General features: G+C 31.0%; 12 protein-coding genes. 8 read left to right on the forward strand and 4 right to left on the reverse strand.

Translation table 11 applies throughout. The annotated features are described in order from the left end of the window. Positions 1–21 precede the first annotated feature (21 nt). The 5 genes from AANAER_RS01635 (at position 22) to ppsA (ending at position 8,730) form a co-directional block, all read left to right on the forward strand. Positions 22–1,257, forward strand: a complete 1,236-nt coding sequence (locus AANAER_RS01635) for a TolC family protein (RefSeq protein ID WP_129081487.1) — start codon at positions 22–24, stop codon at positions 1,255–1,257. Continuing rightward, positions 1,254–2,381, forward strand: coding sequence for an efflux RND transporter periplasmic adaptor subunit (locus tag AANAER_RS01640; protein ID WP_044416529.1), 1,128 nt, complete (start codon positions 1,254–1,256; stop codon positions 2,379–2,381). Before AANAER_RS01635 ends, AANAER_RS01640 begins: the two co-directional genes overlap by 4 nt. A gap of 9 nt (positions 2,382–2,390) precedes the next feature. Continuing rightward, complete coding sequence (locus AANAER_RS01645) at positions 2,391–5,510, forward strand: efflux RND transporter permease subunit (protein ID WP_129081488.1); 3,120 nt, start codon at positions 2,391–2,393, stop codon at positions 5,508–5,510. 168 nt (positions 5,511–5,678) lie between these two features. Beyond that, the gene (locus AANAER_RS01650) at positions 5,679–6,113 is read left to right on the forward strand and encodes a Dps family protein (RefSeq protein WP_129081489.1); all 435 of its coding nucleotides are present in this window, start codon (positions 5,679–5,681) and stop codon (positions 6,111–6,113) included. Positions 6,114–6,315: 202 nt separating this feature from the next. After that, positions 6,316–8,730, forward strand: coding sequence for a pyruvate, water dikinase (ppsA, locus tag AANAER_RS01655; protein ID WP_129081552.1), 2,415 nt, complete (start codon positions 6,316–6,318; stop codon positions 8,728–8,730). Positions 8,731–8,745: 15 nt separating this feature from the next. Here the strand turns inward: ppsA and AANAER_RS01660 are convergent, their stop codons facing one another. The 3 genes from AANAER_RS01660 to AANAER_RS01670 all read right to left on the reverse strand — a co-directional run bounded on the left by AANAER_RS01660 (position 8,746) and on the right by AANAER_RS01670 (position 15,267). After that, positions 8,746–11,319 (reverse strand): cation-translocating P-type ATPase, encoded by a 2,574-nt coding sequence (locus AANAER_RS01660; RefSeq protein WP_129081490.1) that lies wholly within the window; start codon positions 11,317–11,319, stop codon positions 8,746–8,748. Between the two features lie 106 nt (positions 11,320–11,425). Further along, positions 11,426–14,395, reverse strand: coding sequence for a flagellar hook-basal body complex protein (locus AANAER_RS01665; protein WP_129081491.1), 2,970 nt, complete (start codon positions 14,393–14,395; stop codon positions 11,426–11,428). A 68-nt stretch (positions 14,396–14,463) separates the two neighbouring features. Then, positions 14,464–15,267 (reverse strand): ion transporter, encoded by an 804-nt coding sequence (locus tag AANAER_RS01670; RefSeq protein WP_129081492.1) that lies wholly within the window; start codon positions 15,265–15,267, stop codon positions 14,464–14,466. 164 nt (positions 15,268–15,431) lie between these two features. Between AANAER_RS01670 and AANAER_RS01675 the strand changes: the two genes are divergently transcribed. The 3 genes from AANAER_RS01675 to AANAER_RS01685 are packed head-to-tail and all read left to right on the forward strand — an operon-like array spanning position 15,432 to position 22,376. Beyond that, complete coding sequence (locus tag AANAER_RS01675) at positions 15,432–18,617, forward strand: glycoside hydrolase family 15 protein (RefSeq protein ID WP_129081493.1); 3,186 nt, start codon at positions 15,432–15,434, stop codon at positions 18,615–18,617. Beyond that, on the forward strand, positions 18,614–19,600 hold the full coding sequence (gene glk, locus AANAER_RS01680; protein ID WP_129081494.1) for a glucokinase: 987 nt from the start codon (positions 18,614–18,616) through the stop codon (positions 19,598–19,600). Before AANAER_RS01675 ends, glk begins: the two co-directional genes overlap by 4 nt. 10 nt (positions 19,601–19,610) lie before the next feature. Next, positions 19,611–22,376 (forward strand): DUF3427 domain-containing protein, encoded by a 2,766-nt coding sequence (locus AANAER_RS01685; RefSeq protein WP_129081495.1) that lies wholly within the window; start codon positions 19,611–19,613, stop codon positions 22,374–22,376. Here the strand turns inward: AANAER_RS01685 and AANAER_RS01690 are convergent. Next, positions 22,373–24,028, reverse strand: coding sequence for a sensor histidine kinase (locus tag AANAER_RS01690; protein ID WP_129081496.1), 1,656 nt, complete (start codon positions 24,026–24,028; stop codon positions 22,373–22,375). The genes AANAER_RS01685 and AANAER_RS01690 overlap by 4 nt on opposite strands. Positions 24,029–24,098: the final 70 nt, after the last annotated feature.

Here is a 24,098-nt window from a genome sequence, read left to right on the forward strand (position 1 = left end):
TCAGACAATCAAGGAAAAAAGATGAAAAAAGTGTTTATTTTTCTTTTAATTGTTCCTTTTAGCCTTTTTGGTGAGAACTTGGCACAATTAATTGAATTATCAAAAAACAATAAGATGATTGATTCTTCTAGAATTAACATTGAAAGTACTAAAGAAGAGTACAAAAGTGTTCAAAACAGCTATTTGCCTGAAGTAAAATTGGGGGCAAATTATCAAAGAACAAATAAAGAGACAAGCTCGGTTCCCGACAATAGAACTACGGTTCAAGGTAGCGTTGATTATGTAATCTACGACGGTGGGAAAAAGTATGACACTTTTGATTCATATGAAGCAACAATTAAAAGTCAAAATAATAGTTTGCAAAATCAGAAAAATGAATTGGCATTGGAAGTAACAAACTATTATTATGAGTATTTATCTTTGGAAGCTCAAAAAGAGGCAAAAATTAAAGAAATTGAGCAATTAAGAGCGCAATATAACAGATTAAAAAGATTTTTGGATGCAGGTACTACCACAGAAGACGAAGTTCAAAAAATCATTTCAAGAGGTGAAAGTGCAAATGTTGATTTGCATGAAATAGAGTTAGATATTCAAACAATTATTCATAACCTTGAGTATGTTGTAGGTAAATCAGTAACAATACAAAAAGGTTCTATAGTAGAAGAGTATACTTCAAATGAAAAAAAATTAAGAGCAGATATCAAAGCACTTGAATTTGAATTGGAATCTTTATTAGCAACTGCAAAAGGTGTAAAAAGCGGATATTTACCTGATTTAACTTTTAATGATACGTATGCAAAAAATGATTTAAATTATAAAAAAGGTGCTTTTGATGGCAATTCAGATGATTATGATCAAAATATTGCATCTTTGAATATGTCTTGGAAAATATTTGATTTTGGGGCAACAAGCAGAGAGTATCAAGCTGCATATAAAAAATATTTATCGTTAAGATCTCAATATGAATATGAGAAAAATAAAGCAGACGTGGATTTAAAACTTGCATTAAAAGCATACAAAATCGGGAAATTAAAAATTAAATCGGCACAAGCGGGATTAAAAGCTGCAAACAGTGCGTATGATGTAATTAAATCAAAATATCAAAACGGTTTAGTAGATAATGTTGCTTATTTAGAAGCATTAAGTGAAAAATATGATGCTCAAAGTGTTTTAAAAATGGCACAGTATGATTTAGAAGTCAAAAAAGCAAATATAATTTATTATAGCGGTGAAAAATTAGAGGAGTTTGTAAAATGAAAAAATTTAGAAGTTTATTAGTTGTTTCTGCTCTTGCATTAACTACAATCAGCGGGAATCTTTTAGCAGAAGATGCTCCTGCTGCAAATCAGATGCCGGCACCTAAAGCTGATATTTATATTGTGCCTAAAAAGCAGGATTTAAAAATAGATCTAAAATATCCGGCACAAATAAAATCTTATTTGAATGCAAAAGTTTATTCAAGGGTTTTAGGAGTACTAGAAGAGAAAAGATTTGTTGAAGGAGATAGAGTAGAAAAAGGTCAATCTTTATTTAAAATTGAAGATGATTTATATCAAGCAAAAGTTGATGCAGCTGAAGCTTCTGTTATGATGAATCAAGCAACTCTGAATAATGCAACAAGAAATTGGAATAGGATTAAAAAGCTTTATAAAAGTAAAGCGGTAAGTGATGAAATGAGAGATAATGCTTTATCTGAATATGAAGAAGCATTAGGAGCCTTAGGTGTTGCTAAAGCAGAATTAAGACAAGCAAAAATTGATTTAAACTATACAAAAGTAAAAGCTCCTATTTCAGGAATTACAAGTCTTAAAAAAGTTGACAGCGGTAACCTTGTTACTCAAAATCCTCCGATGGAACTTGTAACAATTACAAACAATGACAAAGTTTATATTGATTTTTCTATGCCTTTGAGTGATTATAAAAATATACAAAGCGGTTTATGGGCTATTCCAAAAGATAAAACAATCAATGTAAAAGTAACTGTGGATAATAAACCTGTTAATGTAAAAGGTTATGTAGATTTTATCGATGTAAATATTGAAAAAGATACTTCTACGGTTAAAATGAGAGCATTAATAGATAATAAAGAAAAATTTCTTATGCCTGGAAACTTTGTAAGAATATCTTTAGACGGAATTGTTCAAAAAAATGTAATTACTATCCCTCAAAAAGCATTATTACAAAATCCGTTAGGAACAGTTGTCTTTGTTGAAAAAGATGGAAAAGCAGCAGTTAAACCTGTAATAATAGGAAATGAAAGCGGAGATAAATATGTAGTTGCAGGCGGTCCTCTTCAAAGCGGTGACAGAGTAATTGTCAATAATTTCTTTAGAGTAAAAGCCGGTGAACCTGTTGCAGTTGATAAAATAATTAATAAGTAAGGAAAATAGATGTTTTCACGTTTTTTTATAAATAGACCCATCTTTGCAACAGTTGTCTCTATTTTAATAATACTTGCAGGGTTAATTTCAATTAATATTTTACCTATAAAAGAGTACCCTTCAGTAACTCCTCCCCAGATTAATGTAAGAGCTACATATCCCGGAGCTGATGCTAAGACTCTATCTGCAACTGTTGCAACTACACTTGAAAATGAGATTAACGGTGTTGACAATATGACATATATGTCTTCAACTGCATCGCCAAGTGGAGTATTATCTTTAAGTATAATTTTTGATGTAGGAACTGATGTTGAACAAGCAAAAGTTGATGTAAACAACAGAGTACAATTAGCATTAAGTAAATTACCGCAAGAGGTTCAAAGACAAGGAATCTCGGTAAAAGAGAGATCTCCTGATATGTTAAAAGTAATTGCTTTCAGATCAAAAGGGCAAGTTCATGACCGTCTTTATATATCAAACTACTTAACAGTAAATGTTGTTGATGATTTAAAAAGAATCAAAGGTATCGGAGATGTAAATGTATTTGGAGCTAAAGATTACTCTATTAGAGTTTGGATTGATCCTGAGAAATTAGCTTTTTATAATTTAGTACCAAGCGATGTAAGAGCTATTGTAGAGAGTCAAAATAATCAATATTCAACCGGATCGGTTGCTGCCGAACCAATAGATAATATTCAACCGTTTACTTACTCTTTAACCACAGAGGGTAGATTAAAAACTGTTCAAGAATTTGAGAATATAATAGTTAGATCTAATCCTGACGGTTCTACGCTTAAATTAAAAGATATTGCAAGAATTGAACTTGGTTCAAATTCTCATGATACAAGTGCTAATTATAACAAAGAACCTATGGTACCCGTTGGTATTTTCTTGTCTCCAGGAGCAAATGCTCTTGAAGTTTCAGGAGCATTGGATGAAAAATTAAAAGAGCTTTCGGAAAAATTCCCTGAAGATTTAGAGTATAAAATACCTTATGATGCAACACAGTTTGTGGATGAATCAATCCAAGAGGTTGTTAAAACATTATTAGAAGCAGTTGTTCTTGTTATTGTTTTAATATATGTATTCTTAGGAAACTTTAGAGCAACGATTATTCCTGTTTTGGCAATTCCAGTATCGATTATCGGTACCTTTGCCGGACTTTATGCAGCAGGTTTTTCAATAAACCTTTTAACGCTGTTCGGACTTATTCTGGCCATTGGTCTGGTTGTTGATGATGCCATTATTGTTATTGAAAATGTTGAAAGGGTTTTACGAACAAGCAAAGGTATTAGCGTAAAAGATGCTACTATTGAAGCGATGAAAGAGTTAACGACTCCGTTAATTGCGATTATTCTTGTTTTATCTGCAGTATTTATTCCTGCAGCTCTTACGGGAGGTTTTAGTGGGGTTATGTATAAGCAGTTTGCAATCACAATTGTTATTTCAGTTGTAATTTCAGGTCTAGTAGCATTAACATTAACTCCTGCCTTATGTGCAATTTTTCTAAAAGAAGAGGAGAAAGAGCCAATATTACCGATTAGAAAATTTAATGAATTTTTTGATTGGTCTACAAAAGTTTTTATAGGAATTACTAAAAAAACAATTAGGTTATGGTTTTTCTCTCTAGCACTATTTGCTATTTTACTAGGAGCGACATATTCAATTATGAAAATAACTCCGACAGGATTAGTTCCTTCTGAAGATAAAGGGGTGTTACTTGTTATTGTTAATATGATGCCTGCAACTTCTTTAGGTGAATCTAAAAAAATTGCAAATGATATAGAATCACAACTTCTTGATAATCCTGAAGTATTTTCTACAGGTGCTATTACAGGTCTGGATATTTCATCATTTGCTTATAAAACCGATGCGGCGTTAATGTTTGCAAAACTAAAACCTTGGGATGAAAGACCTCTTGCTAGCCAAAGTTCTCAAGCAGTTGCGGGACAATTAATGGGACACTTTATGATGACAAGTAAAGAGGCATTTGTTATTCCTGTTAACCCGCCTCCGATTATGGGTATGAGTACAACAGGTGGTTTTGAAATGTGGATTCAAGATAGAACAGGTGGAGATTTAAGTACTTTAAATCAGTATATTCAACAAATTGTTTCAAAAGCAATGCAGGATCCAAGACTTACATCTGTAAGAACAACACTTAATACAAATGTTCCTCAATATTTGTTAACAGTTGATAGAGAAAAAGCTAAATCTATGAATGTAAGTATAAGTTCTATATACAATGTAATTCAAAACAGTTTCGGTATGGGGTATATAAATGACTTCAACCTTTATAGTAGAACATTCCATGTAAATATTCAGTCTGAATCTGAATATAGAAAAACAAGAGATGATTTTAAAAATATTTTTGTTAAATCAAGCGAAGGTGATTTGATTCCTGTAAGTGAATTGACTACGTTAGAAAGAAAAGTGGATGCAAGTATTATCGAAAGATTTAATATGTTTAATGCGGCAAAAATAACAGGTAATCCTGCAATGGGATTTGCTTCAAGTGATGCAACCAATGCAATTGAAGAGATTGCAACTTCAATTTTACCAGACGGTTATACTGTAGCTTGGTCAGGAACAACATTTCAAGAGAAAAAACTTGAAAAAGAGGGAAATTATACCTCTCTTTATGCGGCACTTTTCGTATTCTTGATTCTTGCGGCTCTTTATGAAAGTTGGAGTATTCCTTTATCTGTAATCTTGTCAATACCTTTTGCCATTTTCGGTGCGGCTTTAGGAGTATTTTTAAGAGGATTGGAAGCAGATATCTATTTCCAAGTAGGTCTTATTACGCTAGTAGGATTGTCTGCTAAAAATGCAATTTTGATTGTTGAGTTTGCAATGGACAAATTACGTGACGGCTTGTCCTTATTTGATGCGACTATTGAGGCAGCAAGACTTAGATTTAGACCTATTGTAATGACGTCTTTGGCATTTATTGCCGGAACATTGCCTTTGGCAACAAGTACCGGAGCAGGAAGTGCAAGTAGACATATTTTAGGTACAACAGTTGTTGCAGGTATGATTGCAGCGGTTGTAATAGGAGTTGTTTTTATTCCTCTGTTTTTCTATGGAGTAATGAGAATAAAACAAAAATTTTCAAAAGATATAGACTAATAAATTAAAAAGAGACTCTGATAGTTTATTCTATTAGAGTCTTTTCTCTCTTTCTAAACTTTAAAATAAAAAAAATCTTAAAAATTATACTAAGCAATTTTACTAAAGGAAAAATATTATCCATTAATATATACTACATTTAAGATAAAAAATATTAAAGGATAAAAAATGTTAGTAGTAGAACAATTAAAAACAATTCAAGCTAATGCTTTGGTAATGTATGTAAAATTACATAATCTACATTGGAACGTAAAAGGTATGCAGTTTTATGCAGTACATGAAATGACTGAGTCTATGTACAATAAAATGGCAGAAATTTATGATGATACGGCAGAAAGAGTTTTACAAGTGGGAGAAAAACCCTATGTAACAATTAATGATGCCTTAAAAGTGTCAAAAATAGAAGAAGATAAAAGAGTTGAATTTTCACCTAAAGAGGTACTTGAAATTGTACTAAATGATTATAAAACTTTTTTAAATGATTTTAAAGAGCTATCTATAATATCTGATGATATTAAAGATACGACAACAGTTGCTTTTTCCGATGAACAAGTTGCCAAACTTGAAAAAGATATATGGATGATAAAAGCATCTTTATCTTAAATATAAAAGTATGAAGCCTTATCTTCATACTTTTTGATATTTAATATTAATAAATATTCAGTTAACATTATAAGTAGATTAATTATTAAGAGCTATTTATAAATAGTTCTAAACTTTTCAAATTTTATGTCTTTATATTTTCAGAAAAATGAGAATAAAACCCTTTTATCAAATTAGATTTTACCGTTAGGAGTAGATTATGATGAGATATATTAAGTTTTTTGATCAATTAAAGTTGACTGATATTAATACAGTCGGCGGTAAAAATGCAAGTCTTGGTCAAATGTTAAGCGATATGCAGGTTTTAGGATTAAAAGTTCCTTTTGGATTTGCTACTACAGCGGAAGCTTATTGGCTTTTGATTAACCAAAACAATTTAAAAGATAAAATATCGGAAAAATTAAGCGGTCTTGATATTTCGGATATTGATAATCTTCAAGAAAGAGGCAAACAAGTAAGAGAGCTTATTTTAAATGCGACTTTTCCCAAAGAGCTTGAGGAAGAGATAAAACAAGCTTACAAAATCTTGTCTGAAAAATACTCTTCATCAAATATAGATGTAGCCGTAAGATCTTCTGGAACAGCAGAAGATTTACCCGATGCCAGTTTTGCAGGTCAGCAAGAGACTTTTTTAAATGTAAAAACGCAAGAAGAATTAATAGAATCTGTAAAAAGATGTTTTGCTTCACTTTTTACAAATAGAGCAATAAGTTACAGACAAAGCAGAGGCTTTGACCATATGAAAGTTGCACTCTCGGTGGGAGTTCAAAAAATGGTAAGAAGTGATCAAGGAATCAGCGGAATAATGTTTACAATAGATACCGAAAGCGCAAATGATAAACTTATTTTGATTAATTCAATATACGGAATAGGTGAAAATATAGTAAGCGGTCGTGTAACTCCCGATGAATTTTTAGTATTTAAACCTATGCAGAAAAAAGGATATAAAACTATACTAAGAAGAAAAATCGGTAATAAAACATTAAAAATGGTTTATGATGAAAAAGCTAGGACAAAAAATATTGAGTGTTCTAAAGAGGAGATAAACAGTTTTTCTTTGAGTGAAGAAGATGTTATAAAATTAGCAGGATACGGATTAAAAATAGAAGAGTATTACTCTAAACTTGCAGATGAATATAGACCTATGGATATAGAGTGGGCAAAAGACGGTATTGACGGAGAAATTTATATAGTACAGGCAAGACCTGAAACAGTCGTATCAAAAGAGCTTAAAAAACAAAAAGAGAATCTGTTTATAAAATACAGATTAATATCAACAGTTTCAAAAAATGATATTTTGGTATCAGGTACGGCAGTCGGGGAAAAAATAGGAAAAGGGGCAGCTCATTTTATCAGCGATCTAAAATACGCCGATGAGTTTAAAAAAGGAGAAGTTCTTGTAGCTTCAACTACGGATCCCGATTGGGAACCTTTGATGAAAAAAGCTTCTGCCGTTGTTACCGATAAAGGAGGTCGTACTTGCCATGCTGCAATTGTTGCAAGAGAGATAGGCGTTCCTACCGTTGTCGGGGCTCAAAATGCCACACAAATATTAAAAGACGGCACAGACATTACCGTTGATTGTACCTCAAGTGATGAAGGAAAAGTCTATAAAGGTCTGCTTGAGTTTGAAGAGCAAAAAATTGAGCTGGAAAAACTTGAAGATACCAAAACAAAAATATTTGTAAATGTAGGAAATCCTAATAAAGCCTTTGAAACTGCTCTTCTTCCAAGTCGAGGAGTAGGACTTGCCAGAATGGAATTTATTATTAATAACTATATAAAAGCTCATCCTATGGCATTAGTAGAGATGAGTAAAGGAAATAGAGTTGAAGATGAGGAAGAAATAGTTAAATTCTTGAAAGGTTATGATGACTCTAAAAAGTTTTTTATAGATAAACTTTGCGAGGGTATAGGAACTATTGCCGCAGCTTTTTATCCAAGACCCGTAATAGTTCGTACAAGTGATTTTAAATCAAATGAGTATAAAAATATGCCGGGCGGCGCACCTTTTGAAAAAGATGAAGAGAATCCAATGATAGGATTTAGAGGTGCAAGCAGATATTATTCAAAAGATTATAAAGAGGCTTTTATCTGGGAGTGTGAAGCTTTAAAAAAAGTTCGTGAGGAAATGGGACTTGAAAATGTAAAAGTGATGCTGCCTTTTGTAAGAACTCCCGATGAAGGAAGAAAAGTAATTGAAATAATGAAAGAAGCGGGATTAGAACAGGGTAAAAACAGTCTTGAAATCTATGCTATGTGTGAAATTCCTAGCAATGTTATATATGCCGATGAGTTTTTAAAAGTTTTTGACGGTTACAGTATAGGTTCAAATGATCTTACTCAGCTAATGTTGGGAGTTGATAGAAACAGTGAACTTATATCTCATATTTTTGATGAGAGAAATGAAGCTGTTAAAAGAATGTTTAAAATGGCTATAGATGCTTGTAAACAAAGAGGAAAATATATAGGTATCTGCGGACAGGCACCTTCTGATTATCCCGAAATTACAAAATTTTTGGTTGAAAATGAAATTGAGTCAATATCTTTAAATCCCGATTCTTTATTAAAAATGCAAGAAATAGTTTCAAAGCTTGAAAAAGAGCTTGAATCTTAAGTTTAAGGAGATCTCTTATCTCCTTAAAAAATTAAAAACTACTTTTTGGACTTCCATAATAATTACTAAAACAAAAGCTATGCCAAGCAGATAAAGCCACATAATAAAACTTACTGGTTCAACTCCTAAAAGAGATTGCATAAAAGGAGTATATAAACAAAGAATATGAACTATTTGGGCTATTATCACAGAAAGCAGCAAAAATATATTTTTTTTATGATCTATTTTAAAAATAGAGAGATTTTCCGATCTTGAATTAAATACCTGTACATTTTCAAAAAGCACCATTAATAGAAGAGTTAAGTTTCTTGCTGATTCTTGGGAATACCCTGTTTGAAGTAGATAATAAAAAAGGATAAAAGCAGTTATCCCCATATATAAACCTCCACACAATATTCTGCTTATCATTACTTTATTGAAAATTGGTTCTTTGGGATTTCTGGGTTTTCTTTCCAATATCCCTTTTTCGGCTTTTTCAAAACCTAAAGTAACATCTTGTATACCGTTGGTTACGAGATTTAACCATAACAGTTGAACGGGAAGCAAAGCAATAGGAAGAAAAAAGAGCATACTTAGAACAATAAGTATTATCTCTGCAAAACCTGTGGAGATAAGAAGATGGATAACTTTTCTAATATTGTCATAAGCTACTCTTCCCTCTTTTATACCGTTTACTATAGAACTGAAAGAATCATCTGTTAGTATCAAATCGCTTGATTCTCTTGCCACATCGGTACCGCTTTTACCCATTGCAATTCCGATATTGGAATATTTAAGTGCGGGAGCATCATTTACTCCGTCGCCTGTAACTGCCACAAAATGTCCTAGTTTTTGAAAAGCGGTTACAATTTTTTGTTTATGTTCAGGTGAAACTCTGGCAAATACGCGTTTTGAAGCTATCTCTTCTTCCGGTGCACCTTTGTTTATCCACTCTTGGATTTGGGAGCCGCTTATTACTTCTTCCTCATCTATGGCAATATTAAGCTCTTTTGCAATATGAAATGCTGTACTTGGGTGATCGCCTGTTACCATTGCAACTTCTATACCTGCTTTTTGAGCAGTTTGAACGGCAGAAAAGGCATCTTCTCTTAAAGGATCGATTATAGCCGCAAAACCTAAGAATTTGTAATTATTTAGAGAAATAGTTTTTTCATCGGATAGTTTATACGCCAGAGCAATATTTCTAAATCCTTTTTGAGCCCATTGTTTATTAAGATCTAAAATTTTTTCTTTTTCTTCTTTTTGAAGAGTACAAAAATTTAGTATTATCTCTAGGGAACCTTTTATATAATGTACATTTCCAAGTTTTGTTTCATAAAGTATTGCAGAGTAGGCATTTTGTGATTCATAAGGAATTTCATGTATTTTATTTGATATATTTTTTAGGTTTGCATATTTTTCATCAACTGCAATTGCATATTTTGCCAGGGCAATATCTACTTGGTCACCTAAATATACATATCCGTTTTTCTTTTTTTGATAGCTAGACTCATTGCATAGTACAAAACCGCTTAATATAATAGGGTCAAGTTCTTTTGGATTTTTGAACTCTTTTTCTAAGCTTATAAAGCGTTCGACTTTTAATCTGTTTTGTGTAAGTGTTCCTGTTTTGTCGCTTGCAATAAGAGTACATGAGCCAAGACCTTCTATTGCCGAGAGTTTTCTTACAATTACGTTTTTTTTACTCATACTCATACTAGCATTGCTAAGTGCTACTGTTATTGCTACGGGAAGTCCTTCAGGTATAGAAGATACTGCAAGTGCCACTGCAAAGAAAAAGAGTTCTTTTATCCCTATATTTTGATAAATTCCCAAAAAAATAAGTAAAATTACCACTACACCTATTATTTGGGCAATATTTAAAGAAAACTTTTCCATTCTAACAATAAGAGGGGCTTTTTTATCTTTTGCACCTGCAAGCAAAGTTGCAATTTTTCCTATTTGGGTATTTGAACCTATGTTTGTTACTACTGCTTTTCCTCTACCTTTTGTAACAAAAGAGCCTGCATAAAGCATATTTAATCTGTCACCGATAGGAAGATTTATATCATCTGATATAAAAGAGTGGTTTTTTAAAACATTTATAGACTCGCCTGTAAGTAGTGATTCGTCAACAAAAAGTTCGCTTGCTTCTATTAGTCTAACATCCGCAGGAACTTTTGAACCTGATTCAAAAAGTATTATATCTCCTATAGTAACATTAGTGCTGAGAACTCTTTTTTTTATACCGTCTCTTAATAGATCCACATAGGTTTTAACGGAGCTTTTAAGGGAATCCGCTTTTTTTCGTGCGGTATACTCTTGATATGTTCCTATAATTGCATTTATAAAAAGCACTGCCATTATAAAAGCGGCATCGCTATACTCTTTTATCATCACCGATACTATTGATGCAATAAGAAGTATATATATTATGGGACTCTTAAATTGCTCTAAAAATATCCTGATAAGAGTTTTCTCTTTCTCTTTTGGAAGGGAATTTTTACCGAAATGTTTCTCTCTTTTTTGAGCTTCTTTTGTACTTAAGCCTTTTTCAGTTGCCTCTAAAAGTTTAAAAGTTTCATCTATAGATTTAGTATGATAGTTCATTATCTTTTCTTTAGATTTGATTTATAAATTATTATATCGCAAAAGATTTATAATGAAACTTATTGTTATTTTTAACTTAAAAAAGCTCTTTGAAGGTCAAAGAGCTTTAATTTTTTAATTGAATTAATGTAGTAAGAAGTTGATCTGCTGTTGTAATAGATTTTGAATTTGCTTCAAAAGCTCTTTGAAATACCATAAGATTTACCAAACTCTCACTTAAATCGGCAGTACTTAGTTCTAAAGTTTCATCTTTTATTACCGTTGTATTATCGTTATTAGTAGAATACACGGCTTTACCGCTTTTTGTCGTTTCTTTGAGTAAATTATCTCCTATGGCTTCAAGTCCTATATTATTAACAAATTGTGCAATTGCAATTTGCCCTACAACAAAATCAACTCCATCTTGTGTCATAGTAATTAATCCAGATTCATCAACTGAAAATTCACTAAAGGATTGATCCGTTAAACCCAAAGTATCGAGTCTTAATTGTAATGAACTCATAGAAGTATCTTGTTCAACTGTAGAAACGATTTGCATAAATTCGGCACCTGCTCCTTTTCTTCCTGAATAGTTTGCATTTATCTCAATCTTTGTATTTTCGTTTGTTGAGTATTGAACTGAATCAAATTCATCTTCTGTATCAGTTAAAGAAGTAACGGTTAAAGAAGGAGTTGAGGGAAGACCTTGATACCCTTGAGAACTAATCTTTTCTCTTATAATAATATCTGTCCCGTTATTTGTTATTTCTATTTTATCTGCCAAACTGGACTCTTCTGCCAATGCTCCTGCTAAAGCATTTCCTAATTCTGCAACAGTAGGAGTTTGGTCTGTTTTTACTTTTAATTCAACACCGTCTATTTCTAAAGTAAAAACTGAGGCAGACATATCATCTGCAAGTGTAGGTGAAAAAGCATACTCTTCAGGCGTTCCTACAGTTGCTGTTGTTGAACTACTATATGATAGATTTGAAAGAGGAGCTATCGTTACACTTGGAGATAAAGTATCTATTTTTGTTTGAGAAATATTAAAATCATTGCCTGATAAAGAACCTATATCTACTAAGTTATTGATATTTGAATTTAGATTTATGGCAGAAACAATTCCATTATATATTGAAGTAGAAGTTGCACCTGTACCTGAATTATAAGTTATTGTTTCTCCTAAAATATCTAAACTATAAGTAGTATTATCAGCAGGTGTAATTGTAAACATACCCTCTTCTAATACGGTTAAGTTTGCAGGAGTTTGTACTCCTGTTGGATTTACAGGTAAATTTTCTCCGTTTATACTTATTGTTGAACCTTCTAAACTAACCTCTTTATCTTCTGTATAAATACTAAAATTCCCATCGTTTAAAGGAGTAATTTTTAGTTTGTCCGTAGCAGTTAGATTATAAGTATTTATTTGTGTTTTTATATCATTATATATTTGGGATGCGGTTGTAGTATATGGGTTTATTAAAGGATCCGGAGAATAAGTAGATGATATTACTAAAGTTCCGTCTATATTTATATTAAAAGTGTAATCTGCATTGTCAACTATATTATTTAAAGATACTCCAATAGAGGGTAACTCTTCCATACGACTGCTAAACTCTACATCATAGTTTGAATTAAGTGTTTGCACAACTAAATTTCCGTTTATGTTTTTTGCTTCTACATATTTTGATAATTCAGAGTTTGCATTTATTTGTTTTGCTGCATCGTCAATTGAAGTTACGTTTGAAATCAATAAGTCGCTTGAGGGAACAGAGATATTTTCTCCTGCTTCTTTATCGTATATGGTCATTGAATAGGTATAATTTTTAGGTATACCGTCTATATTTAGGTCATTTGTAGAAAATACATCTTGCTGTTTTCCCGATATTGCTTTTGATAAAGCTTCCATTGCACTAATAACGGCACCTTCTGCACTACCTTTTTCAGCCACGCTTAGGGTCGTACTTTTCCCTTCAACTTCAGTTGTTCCCGAAGCTTCAATAACATCTCCTATGGTAAACTCTTCTCCTGGTATTATAGAATCTATTTTTACAAGACCGTTTATTACATCTTCAAATGCGGTTGAAGCTTCATTTGTCGTACTATTTACAGTATAAGCATTTAAGCCTGTTTTACTTGAAATCTCATCTGCCAAGGTTTTATATGTGGCAACTCTGCTTGCTAAAATATCATAATCTCCTTGTCCTCCTACTGTTCCGTCTCCATCCAAATCTGTCATTGTAAAAGAGCCGTTTGATACTGCTAAATCAACCTCTTCGATAAAATCTGTAGTAGCAGTGGTATTTACATACTCTGCATAAACTTTATCACCGTTTATATAAGTATAAATTTGGTCTTTTTCTCCATCCATAATGCTATTTGTATTATCGGGAAAATCTAAAAGTGTTGATTGTGCAATTGAAGGAGATGAGGTTGCATCGGGATTTTCTGCATAATCTTCCAAAGCATTTTGATAGTTTATCATCAAAGTATTAATATCAGAAATTTTATCTGACTGAGACTTTATTCCGGAACCCGTAAGCACGGTGGAATCACTTTTTGCAGTTGAGGCATAATCAGTAACTTTAGCAGCATAAGTTTCTACTCTATTAGAGAATTGAATGATCTGATTTCCTGCTTTTTCCGTAAAATTATCATTAAAATATCTCCAATTATTGTTTGTACTTACTATGTCGCTTGTAGGATCCAAACTACTCATAGCCCAACCTTGAACTTCATAACCGTTTGCATCTTGTAAGGTTCCGTTCTCACCCATTCTAAGATTTCCTGCTCTTGTATAATAGGTTTCGGAAGTTCCCGTGGGGTTTATATTTGATACTACAAAAAATCCGTCACCGTCAAGAGCTAAATCATAAGAAGAACCTGTAGGGTTCAAACTCCCTTGGGTGTACTGCTTTTCTGCATTTGTTACACTTGCCCCTTTTCCTATACTGTCTTGATACATCATATCTGCAAAAGATACTCTTGATGCTTTATAACCTACAGTATTAACATTTGCAATATTATTTGATTCATTGTCCAATGCCGCTCTTGATGCTGATAAACCCGATATTCCAGTCCATAGTGCCCCGATCATTTAAATCTCCTTTTAAAAATATAGGAGATTATACTTTCAGGCTGTGTCAGCTTTGTGGCAGATTATTGTCAGTTGTTTTTTGAGTTTACAATTATCTCTTTTAACTCTTTTATCTCATTTTTCAAATCTTCGATCTCTTCTTTAAGACCGTTTTGTCCTCCTTTTACTTCTGTAATAATATTTGTCTCTTCACTCTCTTTTAAAACAGCCATTGCATCGACGATTATTGCGACAATTAAATTTACCATTACGAATGTTGCAACAAAAATAAAAGGAATAAAAAACATCCAGGCAAAAGGATGCTCTTCCATAAGCGGTCTTACTATTCCCATAGACCAAGATTCTAAAGTCATAACTTGAAAAAGAGTATAAAAAGATTCTCCCAAAGTTCCGAACCATTGAGGAAAAGTCTCTGAATAAAGATTTGTAGAGATTATGGCAAAAATATAAAAAATCAAAGACATTAATGCCATAATTGAAAGCATCCCCGGGATTACTCCAAGTAAAGCGGCAACTATTTTTCTCATTTGAGGTACGACTGTTATTAATCTAAAAAGCCTAAAGACTCTTAGGATTCTAAAGATTGAGAAAGTCTCATTTGCTGGGAACAGAGAAATTGCAACAATAAAAAAATCAAACAAAGACCAAGGATCTTTAAAAAATGCAAATTTATGAACATAAATTCTAAGTATTATCTCAATAGTGAAGACTGTAATAACAATTTTATCAAATGCCAGAATAAATTTTGAATATGACTGCATAATAGAGTTTGAAGTCTCAAAACCCATTGTAATACCGTTTAATATAATCAAAGCAATAATAAAATTTTGGAAAATAGCTGATTCAACCAAAGATTTAATAATTTTATACATTTTAAAACCCTTTTATTTTTTGAAATTATACAAAGAAAAGTTTAATTTTTGCAGAATTATTTTAATAAATTTTTTAGAAGATTAAGCCTTTAAGAATAAAAATAATAGAATACTTTCAATGTAAAGGAAAAGAGTTTGTTTATCTCTAAAAGAAGGGCTGTTTTATGAATACAAAATCTGTAGAATCTTTACTTGAAAATTATTTTAAGTCAATTGAAAAAATTATATTATCAAAACAAGATCCGATAACAGGACTGCTTCCTGCTAGTACGGCGGTTACCGAACACGGTGATTATACCGATGCCTGGGTTAGGGATAATGTTTACAGTATCCTTTGTGTTTGGGGATTGAGTCTTTCCTATAAAAGGTATAATCCTGACCATTATAAAAGTTATCTGCTCTCTCAAAGCGTAGTTAAACTAATGAGAGGATTACTTATCTCAATGATGAGACAAAAAGATAAAGTAGAAAAGTTTAAATATACTTTAAATCCTTTTGATGCTCTGCATGCAAAATATAATACAAAAACAGGATTACCCATAGTAGGAGATGATGAATGGGGACATCTTCAACTTGATGCAACTTCTTTATATCTTTTAATGCTTACTCAAATGATAGCTTCAGGACTTAAGATTATTTATACTCTTGATGAAGTTAATTTTGTTCAAAATCTAGTTCACTATATCAGCAAAACATATTGTACTGCCGATTTCGGTATTTGGGAAAGGGGACACAAAATAAATACCGGAGATACGGAGATTAACTGTAGTTCCGTGGGTATGGCAAAAGCTGCATTAGCTGCAATTTCAGGATTTAATCTTTTTGGAAACAGTATTTGTAAAGAGGCTACTATTCATGTAGTACCAAGTGATATTGCAAGATCAAGATTTACTTTAAGCGAACTTCTTCCAAGAGAATCCAGCTCAAAAGAGACTGATGCCGCACTTTTAAGTATTATAGGTTATCCCGCATATGCCATAGAAGATGAAGAGTTATTAAAAAAGACAAAAGATAAAATTCTAAAAAAACTTGAAGGGAAATACGGTTGCAAAAGATTTTTACTTGACGGGCACCAAAGTTGTTTGGAAGACAGCAGCCGACTTCATTATGAAAAATCCGAACTTAAAAAGTTTGAAAATATAGAATCAGAGTGGCCACTGTTTTTTACTTATTTGCTTTTAGATGCTTTAATGAGAGAAGATAATATAGAAGTAGAGTATTGGAGTAAAAAACTAGAACCTCTTTTTATTGAACGAAACGGAGAAAAACTTCTACCTGAATTATATTATGTTCCAAAAGATTTAATTGAAAAAGAGAAGAATAATCCGGGTTCCCAACAAAGAGTTGCCAATGAAAATTTACCTTTGGTTTGGGCTCAAAGTCTTTATCTTCTTTCAAGCATGATAAAAGAGGGTATTTTAAATATAAATGATATAGACCCTTTAAACAGAAGACGCAGAATAGGTCATAAAAGAAAAACATATCCATTGATTGCCATCCTTTGTGAAGATGATGAAGAGAAACAAAAACTTTTAAACTTAGGAGTTAGTGCACAAACTATTGATGAGTTAAAACCTTTGAAAATCATACATGCCTCAGAATTGGCTTTGGTTCATAAAATAATAGGGAAAAACGATAAATTAGGTTTAAGCGGCAGACCTTCTTGGGTACCGCGTTCAATTACCACTGCAAGGTTACATATTTTAGCCGGTGAATATATTATCTTTTTACCTTATTACTTTAATCCTAAGGGATTTTATTTTAATTACGATAATACTCTTTTAGTAGAACATTTTAAAGCTTCGTTGAAATTTTTATCAACTCATTGGGATCGTTTAGGACAGCCTATAATACCTTTTTTTGTAAAAAAAGGTATGCTTGAAACAGACCAAAAAGAGGAGATTGTAGAACTTTTAAATGAGTTGCAAAACGGAGTTTGCAATAAAATAGAAGTAAGAACCGGATTTTTACAGGAACTTATAAATAGTGCATCTGTTGAAAGAATAGAAAATCTGCACGGGCTGAAATTTGATGATTTTAATTTAAATCTTGGAAATAAAAGTTTTCTTTCATCTTCTTTGTTCCAATGTGATTTGCATGATATTCCTAAAGATATTTTACAAGGGTATGCTTTTTTAAGTGAAGAAGAACTTCTTTCAAAACTTACGGAAAAAATTACTTTAGAAGAAAAAGTTAAAATAATAGAACTTTTAAATGAAAAAAGAGGTTTGGATTTTGAAATTTTTATTGATGAAAAATATACTAAACTTCGTGATTTGGCACAACACTATTATGAATTTTCAGCTGTTTGCCAAAAGTGGTCAAGTATTAGAACCTTAAGTGATATTATTGGATCTTTTGATGAGCGTTTGGAAGATGCTTTGCTTGAAATTGTTATTAGACAAAAAAGATTGGCAGTAGGAAGAGCATACAGTGAAGAGGCTACTTTATCAAAATCTATAGATAACCATTCTATTTTGGAGGCAATAAAAAGGTTTTGCGGTAAAAATCAGGCAGAAAGAGCTTTAACCCAAGAGATTGTATTACATCTTGGACATTTAATCAGAGTTGAACCTAAACTCTTTGAAGGGATACTTACGATTAGAACTTGGTATTTTGTACAGTTATTAGTAAGTAATATCTCAAAAGAGAAAAAAATTCCTATTGCAGATGCTTATGAGTATTTGATTACTCTCTCACCTCATACTATTTATAATAATCTAAAAAATATATTGATATCTTTTTCCTCAAATGTAGTAGATATGAAAAAACAAGAGAATCTTTATGTGTCAAAAGTTCCTAATTTGAACTCTATATTGACTCAAAAAGAGTTAAGAGAAGATATTAAAATCGAAGATTGGGCACAATACAGAAAAGATATAGGAATGTTGTCAAGACTTCCAAACAGTTTTTATAAAGGTTTGTGGTATCTTTTACAGCAATGCAAAGGTTTAGTAATAGGAGATAAATATAATTTAAACAATAGAATAGGTTCAGAGTTGACTTTTGATACAACAGCAGGTGAAAGAAATTTTGAACTAAGAGTTGAATCTCTGCTTCAAAGTATAGAAGCCTCTGATTATAGACAGCTGAATCTGGAGCTTTTGCAAACTCTTTCAAGAATTCTCAAGGAGAATCCCGATATTAAAATTGAGGCTGATTTGATGCTTGACGTGATAATCGGTCATGCTGTAAGAATAGCCTGGCAGAAAACACACAAAGAGGGTAATTATGATGAGCAAAAAGCACAAGCATGGAATGCTTTTTACAAACTCTCACCTCAAAAAACAGAAGAGTACTTTATTGAAGCTTTTATGTATTTATTAACATTACAAGAGGAGAACGGATGATTTTAGCTGGAGACATCGGTGCAACAAAGACGAATTTAGCTCTTTTTGAAGTAAAAAAAGGAAAACTTAAAAATGTTTTCCAAGATCAATTTCAAAGTAAAAAATATGAAAAATTCGATGATATTTTAGCCTTGTTTGAAGAGCAGATACCCAATATAAAAATTAAGGCTGTTTGTATAGGTGTTGCAGGAGCAATTATAGAGCAGAAATGTAAAACTACAAATCTGCCTTGGGATATAGATGCAGAAGTTTTAAAAGAGCGTTTTAAAACCTCAAAAGTAAGATTGTTAAATGATTTAGAAACAACAGCCTACGGAATGTTGTATCTAAAAGACGAAGAGTTTTTAGAATTAAATTCAAATGCAAGAAAAACAGAAGGGAATATTGCAGTTATTGCTGCGGGAACTGGACTTGGTGAAGCAATTTTACATTTTGACGGTAAGCACTTTACTCCAATAGGAACAGAAGGGGGGCACAGTGATTTTGCACCCCTTACGGCACAACAAGATGAACTTTTATTTTGGCTTAGAAAGAGATTTCCCGGACATGTAAGTTATGAACGGGTAGTTTCAGGCATGGGAATATATACAATTTATGAATTTCTTTTAGAAAGCGGTTTTGCAAAAGAACCAAATGAAATGAAGAATTTATCTTTGGATGCGGATAAAAGTGCAATGATAAGCCAATGCGCAATGCAATTAAAAGATCCTTTATGTTTGGAAACTTTAAGACTTTTTTCAGAGATATATGCAGCTGAAGCCGGAAATTTGGCTTTAAAATATATGTCATTGGGAGGTGTTTATATAGGAGGAGGAATTGCTCCTAAAATTTTGCCTTTTATAAAAAGTGAATATTTTTTGAATGCTTTTGTAAGTAAAGGAAGATTTGAAGAGTTGTTAAGAAGAGTACCTTTAAAAGTTTCGTTAAATCAAGAGACTGCACTTCTTGGTGCGGTAAAATTTGCTTATAACAAACTTCTTTAGAAAGGCTTTTTTGAATCAATTAATTACAAATAATCAAAACAGCAATTTTTATAATCATCTCACAAAACTTTTATTAGAGTGCAACTCTTTTATTTTTAATGTGGCTTTTATAAATTATTCGGGGGTACAGCTTCTTTTAAACTGCTTAGAAGAGCTTAAAAAAAAAGGAATAAAAGGAAAAATTTTAAGTTCTACTTATCTTAATTTTACGGAAGTTGAGGCTCTAAAAAAACTTCAAGAGTTTGAAAATATAGAACTTAAAATATATGATTGTACAAATAAAGGTTTTCATGCAAAAGCCTATATTTTTGAATTTGAAGAGGAATATAAAATTTTGCTTGGTTCTTCAAATATAACTTCAAGTGCTTTTAAAACAAATATTGAGTGGAATATAAAATCAATTTCAAAAAAAAATGAAGAGTTTTCAACTAATATTCTACAAGAGTTTAAGACTCTTTGGGAGGACTCTTTTTTTGTAACAAAGGACTTTTTACAACAGTACGGTCAATATAAACTAAAAACAAAAGTAGAAAATTTTGTTTATGAAAAAGAGCTAAAAATAAACTCTATGCAAAAACAGGCTTTGGAAAAATTAGATTTTTTTAGAAGAAAAAAAGAGACGAAGGCTTTGGCAATAGCTGCAACGGGAACGGGAAAAACTTATCTTGCCGCTTTTGACGTAAAAGCTTTTAGTCCTAAGAAAATGCTTTTTATAGTACATAGAGAAAATATTTTGCAAAAAGCAAAAAAGAGTTTTGAAGCAGTAATAAAAAATATAGAGTGCGGTTTTTTTACGGGAAATAAAAAAGAACAAAAAGCCTCTTATCTTTTTGCAACGGTTCAAACTCTAAGTGCAAATTATAAAAAGTTCTCAAAAGAGGAGTTTGATTATATAATTTATGATGAAGCTCATCATATAACTTCCCCTTCTTATGAAAAAATTACAAACTATTTTAAACCGAAATTTTCTTTAGGTCTTACGGCAACTCCGAATAGGATGGACGGTAACTCTATTTATGAAGTTTTTGATGATAATATAGCTTGCGATATAAGATTGAATGAAGCGCTTGAAAACAATCTTGTGGTTCCTTTTCACTATTACGGGGTTACGGATATTAAAGAGATTGATTATGAAAGTGTTGATTTAAAAGATATAGTTTTATTATCCAAACTTTTAATGGTAAACAAAAGAGTTGATTTTATTATTCAAAAATTAAATTTTTACGGAAACTCAGGAGATAAAAGAAGAGTTTTAGGTTTTTGTGCCTCTAAAGAGCATGCAAAATTTATGAGTGATGAATTTAATAAAAAAGGCATAGTATCGGCTTTTTTGACAAGTGAAGATTCTGTTTTAAAAAGAGAGAAAATAATAAAAGAGTTAGAAAATGAAAAAAACTCTTTAGAAGTAGTTTTCAGTGTAGATATTTTTAATGAAGGAGTTGATATCCCTTCCGTAAACACGGTATTGATGTTAAGACCTACAAACTCTCCTATCGTATTTATCCAACAACTAGGACGAGGTTTAAGAAAATATAAAAGCAAAGAGTTTTTGACAATAATAGATTTTATAGGTAACCATAAAAAAGCTTTTTTAATAGCTCTAGCTTTATGCGGAAATAAAATTTTAGATAAAGAGAGTATAAAATTTTCTCTTTTAAACAATTTTGCCGATTTTGCAAATGCGCATATCGTAATTGATGAAATCTCTAAACAAAGAGTTTTAGAGCAGATTAACAGTGAAAATCTAAGTAGTTTTAAATATCTAAAATCAAGATATTTTGAGTTTAAAGCTTTACTTGGAAACAAAGTGCCTAAGATAGAAGATTTTATAAATTATGATGAGTTTATCTCTCCCGTACCTTTTATACTTGAATCAAAATCATATATTGAATTTTTGCAAAAAGTTGAAAAAACAGAAGAGTTAAAAGAACTTTGCAGTGATGAAAACTTTTTAAAAGCTGTAAGATTTATAGATTTTTACCTTCCTCTTAGAAGAGTTTATGAATTTGTTATCTTAAAATATCTGCTTTCAAATGAGTGTTGTAGTTTGGAAAAAGCTTTTAAAATCTTAGATAAATATTTAAATAGGGTTGATAAAGAGACAATCAAACATAGTTTTTCTTATCTAAATCAAGAGTTTTTTGACTCTTCTCAAAAAAAGAGATTTTTAAAGTTGGTCTTTTGGGAAAATGAAGAGTTAAAAAGAACTCAAGAGTTTGAAAAACTTTTGGAAAACAAAGATAAAAAAAATATAATTGAAAATAGTTTAAACTACGGAATTTTAACCTATGAAAAGAGTTTCGGCTCTTTTGATTTTGGCTTACCGTTTTTAAAACTTTATGAAAAATATAATATGCAGGAAATAGCGCTTTTAAGTAATTTTGATAAAATTCACAGCTCTTTTAGAGGAAGCGGTTTTTTAAAATTTAAAGATGATTTCTTTTTATTTATCACTTTGGAAAAGGATAAATTTGCAAAAGGAAGTCATTATGAAAACAATTTTTTATCAAAAGATTGTTTTACTTTTATTAGCAAACCTAAAATGTCTCAAGACAAAGGTGACGGAAAAAGATTAATCAATAATAAAAAAGAGAAAGCAAAACTTCATATTTTTGTTAGAAAATTTTCCCATGTGGATAAAAAAGTCCAAAAGTTTTTATATTTAGGTTTGGCAAATTGTATAAAATATGAAGGTAACCAGCCTATTAAAACCTGGCTTAAACTTGAAAAGCCTTTAAATAATAAAATCTATGAAGAGTTTACTAAGATTATTTAACGTTTTAATTCAATAGTAAAAATTGCCCCGTTTTTGCCGTTTTCAACTTTTAAAGTTCCTTTTAAATGTTTTTCAATAATCGTTTTACTCATATAAAGCCCCAGACCTGTTCCTTGGAACTGATGTTTGGTAGTAAAATAAGGATTAAATATTTTTGGAATAATCTCCTCTTTTATTCCTCCTGCATTATCTTCAATAGTTATAATAACTCTCTCTTTTAGGGATTTTTGGGTAATTTTTATCCACCCTTTTTCTATGTTTTTTTGGCTTATTGCATCTTTTGCATTATTTAAAATATTTATTATAACCTGAGATAATTCATCTGAAATCATTTTTATTGTAACAGGTTTTTTATAATCGATTTTTTTTATTAGTTTTATATGATAGTTATCTAACGTAGCTTGGACAATTTTTAAGCTTTCATCTATTTTTTCTTGTATTATGACCTCTTTTTCCACTTTTTTCTCTTTTATAAAGTCTCTAAAGGTATCAATAGTTTTTGAAAGATATTTTGTATTTTCGACTATTAAGTCCATATTTTTAGCCACATCTTTCTCTTCTAAAAGTCCGAACTCTTGATTAAGTTTAAGACCGCTTGCAATTGTACTAATGGCACTTAAAGGTTGTCTCCATTGATGTGCAATATTTCCCAACATCTCTCCCATTTGTGCCATTTTTGCTTGTTCTAAAAGTTGCTGGTCTTTTTTCATCATTTTTTGCGTCAACTCTTTATCTTTGATATTTTTGATTTTTTGTTGTAAAAATAGAAGTATTACCGTTGCATAAAGGAAAATAAATAGAAGAAGTATGGTTAGATAGTTGTTATTTAAAAGATTTATAGTAGTTCCTTTGCTTATTATCGAAACAAAACCTTCATATTCACCTGATATCTTATGAAAAATAGGAATTATTGTAATAATTGAGGTTTTCTCTTTTATAAAAATTGATGCGGGCTCTTTTTTTTGTCCTAGTTCATAAAGTTTTTTTGACGATGTTTTAGAGGGTTTTAGATCTTGAATATTTTGATTTGTAATCTCTTGTAAATCTTTTAATATAGCTTGATTGTGTAAAAAACCTTTAAAATGAGCCTCTTTGTAATAGTTATTGTTTTTTAAAAAATTTTTATTGAAATTTAAATCACTAATTATAAAATTGCTTAATATCTCATACTGCTTCATTAAAGCTTTAGTTATAGCTTCTTCACTGAAAGTTAAAGAGACAACTCCTAAATATAAACCATCTTTTATTAAAGGGTATAAAAATTTGTAGCCTGAGGTATTATTAGTTACTTCATGGGTGAAAGTAGGCAGTTTATACTTTTGTACATAATTGATTCCTTTATTTTTACTATCTACTTTGTTTCCTTTTTGTTTAGGATTACTTAATCTTAGAAATATAGTATTATTAGGAAGAATATAATCAATATTTATGATTTTTTTCTTTTTTAGCAGATTAAATCTTTTTATAGTTTGAAGATATAACTCTTGTCTTATTTTCTCTTTTTGATTAAAATTTTTTGTCTGGATTTTATACAATTTTTCATCAACTTTTGTAAAATTTAATAAACCTGTAAAAATGACTTCCGATAACTCTTTATATTGATGAATAATACTATGATAAGCCTTTACATAGCTGTGAGTAGTCTGTACCAAAACTTTTTCTTTATTGCTGTTTGTTATAAAATTAAGGGTTAAATAGGTTAATATTGATAATATAAAAAAA

Origin of the sequence: Halarcobacter anaerophilus, from assembly GCF_006459125.1 — a bacterium.
Classification (GTDB): domain Bacteria; phylum Campylobacterota; class Campylobacteria; order Campylobacterales; family Arcobacteraceae; genus Halarcobacter; species Halarcobacter anaerophilus.